At 68.2% G+C, this 13,189-nt stretch carries 10 protein-coding genes; 5 read left to right on the forward strand and 5 right to left on the reverse strand.

Translation table 11 applies throughout. The features are described from left to right. Positions 1 to 22: 22 nt before the first annotated feature. Complete coding sequence (locus AB0F51_RS32165; RefSeq protein WP_360285911.1) at positions 23 to 928, reverse strand: hypothetical protein; 906 nt, start codon at positions 926 to 928, stop codon at positions 23 to 25. Then, positions 925 to 1,497 carry an RNA polymerase sigma factor gene (locus AB0F51_RS32170; RefSeq protein WP_360285913.1) on the reverse strand — a complete coding sequence of 191 codons (573 nt, stop codon included), beginning with the start codon at positions 1,495 to 1,497 and terminating at the stop codon, positions 925 to 927. The genes AB0F51_RS32165 and AB0F51_RS32170 overlap by 4 nt, the downstream gene beginning before the upstream one ends. A 267-nt stretch (positions 1,498 to 1,764) precedes the next feature. On the opposite strand from AB0F51_RS32170, the gene AB0F51_RS32175 reads away from it, so the two are divergent. The 4 genes from AB0F51_RS32175 (at position 1,765) to AB0F51_RS32190 (ending at position 8,408) form a co-directional block, all read left to right on the forward strand. Beyond that, positions 1,765 to 2,592, forward strand: coding sequence for an SAM-dependent methyltransferase (locus AB0F51_RS32175; protein ID WP_360285915.1), 828 nt, complete (start codon positions 1,765 to 1,767; stop codon positions 2,590 to 2,592). Positions 2,593 to 2,860: 268 nt separating this feature from the next. Further along, on the forward strand, positions 2,861 to 3,847 hold the full coding sequence (locus tag AB0F51_RS32180) for a hypothetical protein (protein ID WP_360285916.1): 987 nt from the start codon (positions 2,861 to 2,863) through the stop codon (positions 3,845 to 3,847). Between the two features lie 98 nt (positions 3,848 to 3,945). Then, positions 3,946 to 7,545: a CARDB domain-containing protein gene (locus AB0F51_RS32185; protein ID WP_360285917.1), complete on the forward strand. Its 3,600-nt coding sequence runs from the start codon at positions 3,946 to 3,948 to the stop codon at positions 7,543 to 7,545. Positions 7,546 to 7,649: 104 nt separating this feature from the next. After that, positions 7,650 to 8,408 carry an SDR family oxidoreductase gene (locus AB0F51_RS32190; protein WP_360285919.1) on the forward strand — a complete coding sequence of 253 codons (759 nt, stop codon included), beginning with the start codon at positions 7,650 to 7,652 and terminating at the stop codon, positions 8,406 to 8,408. On the opposite strand, the gene AB0F51_RS32195 is transcribed toward AB0F51_RS32190, so the two are convergent. Continuing rightward, on the reverse strand, positions 8,396 to 8,674 hold the full coding sequence (locus tag AB0F51_RS32195; protein WP_360285920.1) for a hypothetical protein: 279 nt from the start codon (positions 8,672 to 8,674) through the stop codon (positions 8,396 to 8,398). The genes AB0F51_RS32190 and AB0F51_RS32195 overlap by 13 nt on opposite strands. 61 nt (positions 8,675 to 8,735) lie before the next feature. Then, on the reverse strand, positions 8,736 to 11,429 hold the full coding sequence (locus tag AB0F51_RS32200; protein WP_360285922.1) for an AAA family ATPase: 2,694 nt from the start codon (positions 11,427 to 11,429) through the stop codon (positions 8,736 to 8,738). A 79-nt stretch (positions 11,430 to 11,508) separates the two neighbouring features. On the opposite strand from AB0F51_RS32200, the gene AB0F51_RS32205 reads away from it, so the two are divergent. After that, positions 11,509 to 12,450 (forward strand): alpha/beta hydrolase, encoded by a 942-nt coding sequence (locus tag AB0F51_RS32205; protein WP_360285924.1) that lies wholly within the window; start codon positions 11,509 to 11,511, stop codon positions 12,448 to 12,450. Between the two features lie 10 nt (positions 12,451 to 12,460). Here the strand turns inward: AB0F51_RS32205 and AB0F51_RS32210 are convergent, their stop codons facing one another. Then, positions 12,461 to 13,189 (reverse strand): DUF2993 domain-containing protein, encoded by a 729-nt coding sequence (locus AB0F51_RS32210; protein ID WP_360285925.1) that lies wholly within the window; start codon positions 13,187 to 13,189, stop codon positions 12,461 to 12,463.

Raw genomic sequence — 13,189 nt, forward strand, 5'->3', positions numbered from 1 at the left:
GAGGTGATTCATCGCGACCAGGTCACCAGTTCCAGGCGAGGCCGCGCTTGCACTGGTCGACGGGAGGCTTCGGCTTCGAGATGTCGAAGTTGACGACCTGCTTGCCTTCGGGATCGGTGTAACAGGAATTCAGCTCGGTCTGCATTTCGGGGTCGGTCTGGGGGCTGGTGTAGAGCAGCTTGCCGTCGGCATCGTACGCCCGCGCGACGTAGGTCATGGGGTCGTTGACGGAGACGTTGTTCCTCTTCACCGACGCCGCAGCAGCGTAGAAGAAGCCGTTCCGCAGAACTGCCTCGGTCGTGCCCCCATTGTGAACGGCGACGGTGATCCGGGTCACCTCTCGCGTGTAGGTCCCGTCAGTGACCCCCATCAGCGCGTTCCTCAGGGTTTTCTGGCGAGGGCTGAAGTTGGTGGTGGCGAACTGGCCCTTGTGGTCGAAGCCGCAGGTCACGCTCCAGTCCGAGTAGCGGAGCGTGACCCAGCTGGTCACCGGGAGAGTGGCGGGAGGGGTCACCCATCGAAAGCCGTCGACCACAGTGAAGGGCCCCTTTGCGCTCCGCGGAGGCAGGGTTGGGCGGCCCGTGAGCTCTGGCAACGTCTTGCCTGGGTGGGAAATGGTGAGGTCACACTTTGTGGCAAAGGCGGCCTGGGCCTTTTCGCTCAGCGGCTCGACGGCAGGCTTGGCGACGCCGCTGTCCGCCCCGGAGACCGGCGGCTGAGCGTCGTCGCCCCGCAGAGCCGGTACGCCGACCGCGAGGCCGGCGGTCAGGACGAGAACTGCCGCGGCCGCGGCCAGCGGCACCAACCGGCGGCGGGGTGTGCCCTCATGCGCCTCGTGCGCGACGATCGCGATCAGTTCCTCGCGCTGCCGCTCGCGGGTGGCCGGGCGGAGGTCGTGCTCGGGGGGCGGGGTCAGCGAGTTGTTCATGACTGGTTCTCCACGGCTGGGAAGGGCGCGAGGTCGCGCAGGTGCTTACGGGCCCGGGAAAGCCGGGACTTGACGGTGCCGAGCGGGACGTCCAGGGCGACGGCGGCCGCCTGCTGGTCGAGCCCGGCCCACACGCAGAGCTCGACGATCTCCTGCTCGTGCTTGGGTAGTTTGTGGAGGGCGGCTCTGGCCCGGCGGATCTGCTGGTTGTCATCGATCCGGCCGGCCACCTCGTCCGCGTGATCCCGCTCGTGGTCCGCGAGCAGATGGGCGGCGGCGAGGGCGCGGCGGTAGCGGGACTTCGAGCGCCACTCGTTGCGGGCGGTGTAGTCCGCCGTACGGATCAGCCAGGGCAGCGCTGATTCCCGGTCCAGCTCGATCTCGGCCCGCCGGCGCCAGGCGTGCAGGAACACCGCCGAGGTGAGATCCTCGGCGTCGCTCCAGGACGCGGTCCGGCGGTACAGGAAGTTGTAGATCGCCCGGGCATGCCGGTCGTAGAGCTGGCCGAAGGCCTCCGCGTCACCCTCGGCGGCGCGAAACCACAAAGAGCGATCGCTGCCGGCTGTCATAGTCCGCCCATCTTGTCCCGCCTGCAGGCCGATCATCGTCTCCGCCCGGTCATTTCCTGACGCATCAGGTTCCTCTCGTTGGTCAGTTCACCTGTCCGGTCTGTCTCTTTGTGTCGGCCCGCGCAGGAGGGTTCCCGGTCGGGGCCGGAAACCTTGGGATCAGGGCAGGTTGGGGCAGATCGCCGTTCGAGGGTCCGACGTCGTGTACGGAGCGCAGTGCTGCGATAGCCTCCGGTAATTGCGATTTTCGGATTCCAGGCGGTGGAGATGGACCAGGGGGCTGGCGATCGGCGCGAAAGAGCGCCGGACGTCGATATGCAGCGGCCGAGCGACGCACGCGTCTACGACCTCTTCCTGGGGGGCAAGGACAACTTCGAGGTCGACCGGCAGCTCGCCCAGCAGGTGCTGAAGGTCGCGCCGGAGATGCCCGCGCTGCTGCAGGCGAACCGGCGCTGGCTGGCCGAGGTGGTCGAGCGGGTGCTCCGCGAAGCGGCCGTGGTCCAGTTCCTGGACCTGGGGTCCGGCCTGCCGACCCCGGACAACACGCACGAGATCGCGGCGCGGGTGAACCCGCAGGCCACCGTCGTCTACCTCGACAAGGATCCGACCGTGATCCGGCACGGCCAGGCGCTGCTCGCCGACGATCGGCACAGCTTTTTCGCTGCCGGCGACCTGACCGACCCGGCCGCGGTGCTCGCCGACCCGATCGTCACCGGCGCGCTCGATCTGGACCGGCCGGTCGCGGTGATCCAGTGCCTGGTGCTGCACCACGTGCGCGAGACCAAGCGCGCGCGAGAGATCGTGACCGGCTACCTCGACGCGCTGCCGTCCGGCTCGTACCTCGCACTGACCCACCCGTGCAACCCGCGCGACGGCAGCCGCGGCGCGGAGTTCGCGACCGGGGTGGAGGAGAAACTCCGACTCGCCTTCAGGGGCGTCACCTTCCGTACGCCGGACGAGATCGCCTCACTCTTCGACGGCCTGGAACTCCAGGACCCGGGCCTGGTCAGCCTCACCGACTGGTGGCCCGCCCCCGCCACCGCCCCCACCGGAGCCGCCCACCTGATCCTCGCCGCCCTAGCCCGCAAACCCTGACCCGACGCGCCTCACCCGGACCCCCTCACCCGGACCCCCTCACCCGGACCCCCTCACCCCGCGCTCTTCGCCGGCGCTCCTCGCCCGGCATCTTCCTGAAAGCCGGTGGCGGATTGACGTAGGTCCGCCGATGATGGGTGGCATGTCTGCTGAGAAGGCTGCTGCCGCTTTCTGATCCGCCGCTGATCAACCCAGCGTTCGCGTGATCGACGACCCTGCCCCGCGCCGGGTCCCTCCAGCGTGCAGTCTTTCCTTCTCAGGGAGCCCCATGTCCTCGCGACATCTCGAGATCGCCTGTGACGAGTCCGGATTCACCGGTTCCAACATGCTCGATCCCGAGCTCGAAATCATCACCCATGCCGGTCTCAACCTCGACCAGGAGACGGCGACGGAGTACGTCGACCTGATCCGCACCCGGTTTCGCCGCTACTCGGCCAGGGAGTACAAAGCCAGCCAACTGCTGCGACATCGCATCGCCGTCGAGTGGCTGCTCGGCACTCTCTCCGGCCGAGCGACCGTGCATCTCACCGACAAGACCTACTTCACCGTGACCAGACTGGTCGACCTGCTCATCGGCGACCCGTCGTACGCCGCCGGTACGAGCCTCTCGCTCGACCTGCGCCCGGTCGCCCGCACCCTGCACCGGGCCGGACCGGTCGTCTTCGGTACGGCGAGATGGCGCGCCTTCCTGGCCACTTTCGTCACGATGATGCGCCACAAGCGCTACCGCGGGATCGACGGGCCATGGGTCGCTCGCTTCCTGCAGACGCTCGACGGTCTGCGGTCGGAGCGACTCGATCCGTTGCTCCAGCCGCTGCGCGATGCCCGGCCGCAGCTGTTCCACGTGCTCAATGAGCTCCGCGACGACCGCTCCCCGGTCCCGCCGCCGCTCGAACCGCTGATCCCGGCGCTGTTCGAAACCGCGCGACTGTGGAGCGCAGATGGGTCGTCGGTCCGGATCCTCCATGACGAGCAAAGTGCGCTCACGCCGTACCGGGTCGCGCAGGTCGGCGCCCTGCTCCGGACGGTCTCGCCGAACCCGGAACCCCTGCTGGGCTTGACGATGCTGGACTCCCGCACGGATCCCCGCATCCAGTTGGCCGACTTCCTGGCCGGCGTCGCGCGCCACCTCGCCACCGCGGAACTCCGCAACCAGGCAGACCCCTACCTGACCTCGCTGCTCCGTCCCTATCTCGCCCCCACCTCGCTCTGGTGCCACCAATCAAGCTGGCACCGGCTGACCACGAGCCGTTGACGAACCGCGCTGAGCACTGCAATCTTTGGTACCGTCTCGCAAAAAGCTTGCAAAATGATGCAACTTTGAGATCCGCCCCCTCCGCCCTGAGGACATCCATGAAACGAATGCTCGGCGGCCTTCTCGCGGCCGTCCTGATCGTCATCGGCCTCGTGCCGGCCGCCGCCTCCGCTGCCGCGACGGCGGTCCTGACCAAAACACTGACCGCCAACAGCTCTCTGGGCGACTACCCGGTCGGCAACGCCGGTGACGGTAACCAGAACTCGTACTGGGAGAGCACCAACAACGCCTTCCCGCAGTGGATCCGCGCCGACCTCGGCAGCTCGAAGGCAGTCGACCGAGTCGTGCTGAAACTGCCGGCCACGTGGGGCGCACGAACCCAGACGCTGGCCGTCCAAACGAGCAGCGACGGTACGACGTACTCGGACCTGGTCGCGAGCGCCGGCTACAACTTCACCCCGGCGAGCAACAACACCGTCACCATCACCTTCCCGGCGGTGACCACTCGCTACGTCCGGCTCAACATCACCGGCAACACCGGCTGGGCAGCCGGCCAACTGTCCGAGTTCGAGCTGCACGGACCCGACACCGGCGGAGACACCCAGGCACCGACGGCGCCGGGCAACCTCACGCTGACCGAGCCGGCCTCGGGCCAGATCCGGCTTGCCTGGAACGCTTCGACCGACAACGTCGGCGTCACCGGCTACACCGTCTACCGCAACAACGCCGCGGTCACCACGGTCGCCGGCAACGTGCTGACCTTCACCGAATCGCAGCCCGCCTCGGCGACGGTCGAGTACTACGTCCGCGCTCGTGATGCCGCCGGCAACGAGTCCGGTGACAGCAACCGGGTCCGTCGCGCCGGTCAGGCGAACGGCTCCAATCTCGCGAACGGCAAGCCGATCGAGGCGTCCTCCACGATCCACAACTTCGTCGCGACCAACGCCAACGACAACAACACCGGCACCTACTGGGAGTCCAACGGCTTCCCGGCCACACTGACCGTCAAGCTTGGCTCCAACGCCGACCTCAGCTCGGTCGTCGTCAAGCTCAACCCCGACCAGATCTGGGGTCCGCGCACACAGAGCATCGAAGTACTCGGCCGGGACCAGGGCGGCACCGCCTTCACGGTCCTGAAGGCGCGTGCCAACTACGACTTCAACCCGGCGTCGGGCAACAGCATCGAGATCCCGGTCAGTGGCCGCGTCGCCGACGTACGGCTGCAGGTGTTCAGCAACACCGGCGCACCTGGTGGTCAGGTTGCCGAGTTGCAGGTGATCGGTACGCCGGCGCCGAACCCGGACCTGGTCGTCACTGCTGCCTCCTGGGCACCCGCCTCACCCAGTGAAAGCACGCCGATCACGCTCTCCGCGACCGTCCAGAACACCGGCTCGGCAGCGGCCGGCGCGACCAGCCTCAACTTCAACCTCGGCGGAACCGTCGTCGGCACCGTTCCGGTGGGCGCGCTCGCCGCCGGCGCCTCGGCCACGGTTTCGTTCAGCGCCGGCACCCGCGCCGAAGGCACCTACAGCGTGTCCGCGGTGGTCGACCCGACCAACACGATCGTCGAGCAGAACGACACCAACAACACCTTCACCGCGGCCACGCAACTGGTGATTGCGCAGGCTCCCGGACCCGACCTGCAGGTCACCGGCATCACCTCCAACCCGCCGAACCCGGCCGTCGGAGCCCCGGTCACCTTCACCGTCGCCGTCCACAACCGCGGCACGTCCACAGCAGCAGCCAGTACTACGCGGCTGACGGTCGGCAGCACCACTCTCACCGGCGCCACCGGAGCGATCGCCGCCGGTGCCACCGCCAACGTCGCCATCAGCGGTAGCTGGACCGCCACCAATGGTGGAGCGACTCTCACGGCGACGGCAGATTCGACGAACGCCGTCGCCGAGACGAACGAAACCAACAACTCGCTGGCGCGCTCGATCGTGGTCGGCCGGGGCGCGGCGGTCCCGTGGGTCTCCTACGAAGCGGAGGCCGCGAACTACCAGGGCACGTTGCTGGTCACCGACCAGCTGCGCACCTTCGGCCACACCAACTTCGCCACCGAGTCGTCGGGCCGGTCCTCGGTCCGGCTGACCAGCCAGGGGCAGTTCGTCGAGTTCACCTCGACCAACCAGTCCAACTCGATCGTCGTCCGCAACTCGATCCCCGACTCGCCCAACGGCCAGGGTCAGGAAGCGACGATCAGCCTCTACATCAACGGGACCTTCTCGCGGAAGCTCACCCTGTCGTCGCGCCACAGCTGGCTCTACGGCAACAGCGACGGACCCGAGGCACTGACGAACACGCCAGGTGGCGACGCGCGCCGGCTGTTCGACGAGTCGCACGCACTGCTGGCGCAGTCCTACCCGCCGGGCACGAAGTTCAAGTTGCAGCGCGACGCGGGGGACACCGCGGCGTTCTACATCATCGACACGATCGACCTCGAGCAAGTGGCAGCACCGTCGACCCAGCCTGCGGGCTGCACCAGCATCACGCAGTACGGGGCGGTGGCCGGTGACGGGATCGATGACGCGGACGCGATCCAGCGTGCGGTCACCGACGACCAGAACGGCGTGATCTCCTGCGTCTGGATCCCGGCCGGGCAGTGGCGGCAGGAGAAGAAGATCCTCACCGACGACCCGCTCAACCGGGGTCAGTTCAACCAGGTCGGGATCAGCAACGTCACGATCCGCGGCGCGGGCATGTGGCACTCGCAGCTCTACTCGACCATCGAGCCGCAGAACGCCGGCGGGATCAACCACCCGCACGAAGGCAACTTCGGATTCGACATCGACAAGTTCACGCAGATCTCGGACATCGCGATCTTCGGCTCCGGCCGGATCCGTGGCGGTGACGGCAACGCCGAGGGTGGCGTCGCGCTGAACGGCCGGTTCGGGACCGGGACGAAGATCAGCAACGTCTGGATCGAGCACGCCAACGTCGGTGCCTGGGTCGGCCGGGACTACGACAACATCCCCGAGCTGTGGGGTCCGGCGGACGGTCTCGAGTTCAGCGGGATGCGGGTGCGGAACACCTATGCCGACGGCATCAACTTCAGCAACGGCTCGCGCAACTCCAAGGTGTTCAACTCGTCCTTCCGGACCACCGGTGACGACGCGCTGGCTGTCTGGGCGAACAAGTACGTGAAGGACCAGTCGGTCGACATCGGCCACGACAACGCGTTCACCAACAACACCGTCCAGCTGCCCTGGCGCGCGAACGGCATCGCGATCTACGGCGGTTACGGCAACAAAATCGAGAACAACCTGATCTACGACACGATGAACTACCCCGGCATCATGCTCGCCACCGATCACGACCCGTTGCCGTTCTCCGGCACGACCCTGATCGCGAACAACGGCCTGTACCGCTGCGGGGGAGCGTTCTGGAACGAGGACCAGGAGTTCGGCGCGATCACCTTGTTCCCGTCCAACCTGCCGATCCCCGGCGTCACCATCCGCGACACCGAGATCGTCGACTCCACCTACGACGGCATCCAGTTCAAGACGGGCGGCGGCGAGATGCCGAACGTCGCCATCACGAACGTCCGGATCGACAAGTCCAACAACGGCTCCGGCATCCTCGCGATGGGCGGCGCCCGCGGCAACGCAGTACTGACAGGAGTCACCGTCACCAACTCCCGCGACGGCGACATCACCAAGGAACCAGGCTCAACCTTCACCTTCACCGGCCAGTAAAGAGCAACAAGGCCTCCTGTCCCGTCCCGGGGGCAGGAGGCCTTGTGCTGTTCCGCCGATGGTCTCGGGCAGGATGACGAAGACCATCGGCGAAAGGGTGTGGGATGTCGGTTTGTGTGGTGACGGGTGGGGGCGGGCCGCGGATCGGGAACGGGATCTGCCGGGCGCTGGTGGGCAAGGGCTGGGACGTGGTGGTTGCCGACCTCGACCTGGCGGCCGCCGAGGGCGTGGTCGAGGAGTTGCGGGCGGCGGGCGGGAACGCAGTACCGGTGGCACTTGATGTCACCGATGTTGAGTCGGTACGGGCGTGTGTGGCGGCGGCTGTGGCTGAGTTCGGGCGGATCGATGCCTGGGTCAACAGTGCTGGAGTCGGGCTGCGGAAGGGTGGGGCCGAGGCGACGCCTGAGGAGTTCGATCGGTTGCATGCGATCAACTACCGCGGGCCCTGGACGTGCATCCGCGAAGTGCTGCCGGTCATGCTCGAGAACGGCGGCGGGAGCATCGTCAACATCGGCTCGGTGCACGCGGCCGGCGCTGCGGCGAGCTTCACCCTCTACGCCGCGACGAAGGCGGCTCTCACTGCGCTGACTCGGGGGATCGCGCAGGACTACGGACGGCGCGGCATTCGCTGCAACATCGTTCAGCCCGGTGCGGTCGAGAGTCGGGGCAACGCTCATCTGCTGGACGAGTTCGTCGCGACCCGGCAGATGCTGCCGACGGCCGTCGAGTCGATCGACATCGGCAACGCGGTCGCGTTCCTGCTCTCCACGGAGGCACGCGCCATCACCGGCGTCGAACTCTTCGTCGACGCCGGTACGACGGCCATGCTGTTCGAGCAAGACCCCAGTGGTCAGCGGGTGTAGGTGCGGGCGACGTCGATCCCCAGGACGGTCGGTGCGCCGGCCGGTTCGGGCCCGAGGGTCTTGGCCAGCGCCGGGCCGAGGCGTTCGGCCATGAAGCGGTCGGCGTGCGCCTTCGACTCCCAGAGGGTGACGACGCGCAGGCCGTCGTCGGAGGATCCGACGTAGCGGGCTTCCAGGCCTTCCGGCTCGGTCCCGAGGTTCTCGATCACCTGGTCGAACTGCTCGATCGAGTTGAACGGCGGGGTGGCGACTGCGATCCATTGCATGACTGACTCCTCTGCTCGGGTGGCCGGTTCGGCCACACGAGTCACGCTACGAATCCGCGAGCTAGCGCGAATCCGCCGAATCACTCATCGGGGTACTCATTCCGCCACGCGCCGCCCAGGTCGCGATCTGGCTGCGGGTGGCGAAGCCGAGTTTGGTCAGGATGTGCTGGACGTGGTTCTGCGCGGTGCGCTCGGAGATGACCAGCTCGGCCGCGATCTGCCGGTTGGTGAGACCGTCGGCGACCAGAGTGGCGACTTCGGCTTCGCGGGTGCTGAGCACAGGCTTGTGACTGCCCGGCGGTTTGTCCTGGAAGGCTGTCATGCCCAGTGAGTCGGCCAGCCGGGCGGCGTCCTGGGCAGTGGCGTCGGCCCGGGCTCGATCGCCCGGCCGGTTGCGGTCTCGGAGCGCCTGTGCGAGGTGGTAGTGCGCCTCGGCCACGAACCCCGGTGCGCCCGCGCGAGTGGCTTGGTGGGCTGCGGTGGTCAGGTCCTCGATCGCGTCGTCCAGCCGGCCCAGTGCCGCGGCGCCACGGCCCAACGCCAGTTCGACGGGGCCGAGGTAGGCGACTCCGTTGCCCACGGCATGTTCACCCCGGAAGGGTTCCAGCCGCTTGAGGAGCACCGCCAGATCGTCGTACCGGCCGATGCCCGCGCAGGCGAGCGCGGCGTACACATAGCCGGGCATGACGAAGAAGGCGGGCAGCGACCACGTCTCGAGCGGACCTGCCTGCCGGTACGACGCTGCCGCCTCCTCGGTGCGGCCGGTGCAACTCTGCAGGTAGGCGCGGGAGAGGTGGGCCATCGTAGCGAAACGCGGCGGTGGGTCGAACGATTGGCCGATCGTGGCATCGGGGGTGCCGACGTGCCCGGCCATGGCGATGAGCAGGGCGAAGTAGGCGCCTGTCGCCGGGGCCGGCTCGACGACTCGCATCCGCTCGAAACCGCGCCGGGCGATCACCGCGGCCTCGGCGTACCGGCCGCGGGCCTGCGCGATGCAGGCGGCGACGCGATCGTGGTGCCAGGCGCTGACCGGACCGCCGACGCGGTCGACGGCGACCTTGAGCGCGGGGAGTTCCTCGGCCGCGGCCGCGAGTCTTCCGCTTTCGATCAAAGCATCTAGTCGCCAGAGCTCGCCCCACATCGCGGCGCGGGGATTGTCGGTGCGCTGGGCGAGTTCGAGCATCTCTGTTGCCAGCAGCAATCGTTCGGCGCGGCCTGATGGTCCCGGACAGGCTTCCTGTCGGGCATGCAGGGCGTCGGCCAGCGCGCGGTCGTCGTTTGTGCGACGGGCCAGTTCCAGTGCTTCCAGGCTGAGGCTGTCGAGTCGTTCCTGCTCGCCGTCGTAGAAGGCTAGATGACTCCGCTGAGCGAGCAGCCTGGCCCTGGTTGCGTCGTGCACGTCGGCGGCGAGGGCTTCTTCGCACAGTCGTTTGGCGGTGGTATTGATGCCAGGGTCGGGGACCGCTTCGAGGACGAGCGCGGCCTCGGCCTTTTGTTCTGGGTTGTGTGCGGCCTTCGCGGCTTCGGTCGCCGCCTTCACGCAGGTCTGTAGGTCGCCGGCCAGATAAGCCGCGCGACCGAGGGCTACTTGCCTGGAGCAACGTTCCTCGGCCGGTGTCGGCGCGATCTCCAGCGCGGCCTGGTAGAGCCGCACACCTTCCTCGTAGGCCAGTCGCCGTACCGCGTCCTCGGCGGCGAGCACCAGCCAGTGTTGTGCCGTCGCGCCTTCCCCGTACGGCGCCAGCTCGGCCCGGTGCCGGGCGATGTCGGCGAGGTGCTCGGCCAGGTTTCCGGCGTACTGCCGCTCCAGTACTTCGGCGACGCTCCGGTGCAGCGCGGCTCGATCGGTGGTGCTCAGCGATGCCTCGACCGCGTCGCGGGTGAGGGCATGGACGAAGCGCAGGTTCTGGTCGAGGAAGCCGAAGGTGATGGCCTCGTCGACCAGTGGCAGGCAGCGCTCCACCGGGAGGTCGAGGACCGCGGCGACGGTGGCGAGCTGAAACTCCCGGCCGACGATCGCGGCTGCCTGCACCAGCCGGCGGCAGTCGCCGGTGACGCGATCGAGTCTGCTGCCGACGATGTCGAGCACGGTCCGTGGCGGCCGGTCCGGATGCCACGAGCCGTCGGCGATCGCGCGCGCGACCTCGGTCACGAACAACGGGTTCCCGCCGGTGATCGCATAGACGTGGTCGACCTGGTCTGGTGTTGCTGTGGGCAACTGTTCGCGGACTGCATCGAGGTCGAGCCCGTGCAGGTCGAGGCGCTCGGCGGGGAGCTCGGCCAGGAGTTTCGGGCGCTCGTCGTGGCGGCAGGTGGCGACGACGAGGACCGGGAGGTTGGCGACTTGGCCGGCCAGATACCGCAGTACCAGCAGGGAGGGCTCGTCGGCGCGGTGGATGTCGTCCAGCAGGATCACCAGTCCTTGGGGACCGGCGGCCTCCTCGACCGCCTCGGTGATCGCCTCGAACAGCCCAAACCGGTCGCCGGCCACGCCTGTCAGCACGTGATCGGCCTTCAGCCCCTTCAGCACCTGTCTCCAAGGCCAGTACGCCGGTGCGCCTTCGTCCTCTACACACCGCCCCCACACCACCGTGGCACCGGTCGCCAAGGCGCTCCCGGCGAACTCCTGCGCCAGCCGCGTCTTGCCGATGCCTGCCTCACCACCGCAGATCACCACCCGGCCGTGGCCGGCCCGTGCTTGCTCCAGCCAGCCCCGCAAGGCCTCTAGTTCCCGCCCCCGCCCAACGATCCCCATCCGCTTAGCATCGCGCCTCACCCGTACTTCGGGAAGGCCGGTGCGCCGTAGCCGCGGGCGTGTCGGTCAGACTTGGCTGGTGAAACGGTTCCTGCGGCGGGCTCTCCTGGTGATCGTCGGGTTCTTGCTGGTCGTCACGATGGGGTCGTTGGCATACAACGCCTTCACGGCTGGCACCGCTCCGGCGCCGGACGGGTTGAAGTTCGTCCAGGCAGGTGACGTCAAGACTCGGTACGAGGCGTGGGGCTCCACCGGTACGCCGGTAGTGCTGGTGCACGGCTCGGCGGAGTCGGTCGACACGTGGTCGCTGCTGGCGCCTCTGCTGGCCAAGGGGCATCGTGTCTACGCCTATGACATCACCGGGTATGGGTACAGCGAGCGCAAGGCGCCGTACACGGTGGAACACCTTGCTGCCCAGTTGCTGGGGTTCATGGACGCCATGCAGCTCGGTGGTCCCGGGCAACCACGGCCGATGCTCGTCGGGCATTCGCTGGGTGCAGGCATCGCGGCTGAAGCGACGCTGGAGGCTCCTGAGCGGATCGGTGGGCTGATGTTCCTCGACGGTGACGGGCTGCCGCTACCCGAGGGACGCTCGATCGCGCAGGACCTGATCGTTCCGCCGTACCGGACCACGTTGTACCGGATGGTGCTCGGCTCGGACTGGCTGCTTCGGCGGATCTACAAGGACGCGTGCGGAGCGGGCTGCCCGGCGATGGAGGTCGACCAGTGGGTTCGGCCGTTCCGTCAGCCGGGCGCGGAGAAGGCGGTGTGGGAGATGACGTCTGACGGGATCCCCGCAGTACAGGCTGATCGGCTGGCGTTGCTGCGCGGCGTACCGGTGCCTCGGTCGGTGGTGTTCGGGGAGTTCGACACCCAGGGTGGGAACGCGGCTGAGACGGCGACTCGGGTTGGGGCGCCGGCGGCCACGATCATTGCCGGGGCCAACCATCTGACGCCGATCTCCCACCCGGGGGAGGTCGCGGCGGCCATCGAGACGTTTGCTGAGCGGCAAGCCTCGTAGCGGCTCAGGCTCAGGCTCCGGCGAGTTCCAGGTTGGCGGCGGTGGCGGTCAGGACGATCGACTGGCCCTCGACGGCGATCTGCCGGAGCGAGGCTTTGAACGGCAGCCGCGGTACGACGATGCCGCGGGCCAGCACGGAGCGGACGGACTCCCGCAGTGGCGCCGGAATGTTGTCGAGGGCATCTTTGTCGACGACGAGCCCGATCCGGCCGTCGCGCGCCACCGGCTGAACCGCGGCGGAGGCCTTCAGACCCCGCACCGTCGCCTGCGCCACCAGCTTGCCGTTGGTGATCTGCAGCTTGAGAGCGTCGAGGCCGCTGGTCCTTGCGGTGAGCCGGGTCAGCGCCGCGGGGGACAGGCGGAGCTTCAGATCGGCCTGGTCCACCGTGACGGTCCCGCTCGTGTTCCCGGTCAGCATCTCCCGCGGTACGTGGATGTTGTGCATCTCGACCGTCAGGTCCTCGGCGGCGATCTTCTCGACGGTCGGCTCGCGCATGCTGAGCGTGACCTTGTCGAACTTGCTCCTGGCCACCTGCGGCAGGAAGCCGAACCCGCCGATCTCCACCGACGTGTTGGCCGCGCGGACGTCGTACTGCGCAGCCTCGTCGGCCGCGGCCGTCGCCAGCCGGTCCTCGGCGAGCGACTCGCCGACCCGGTCAGCGGCGACGCCCAGGCCCGCCAGCACCAGCAGGATGACGAGCAGCGTCCGGAACGCGCGACGCGGTTTCGTGGAGCTCAT

This window comes from Kribbella sp. NPDC023855, assembly GCF_040639475.1.
Classification (GTDB): Bacteria; Actinomycetota; Actinomycetes; order Propionibacteriales; family Kribbellaceae; genus Kribbella.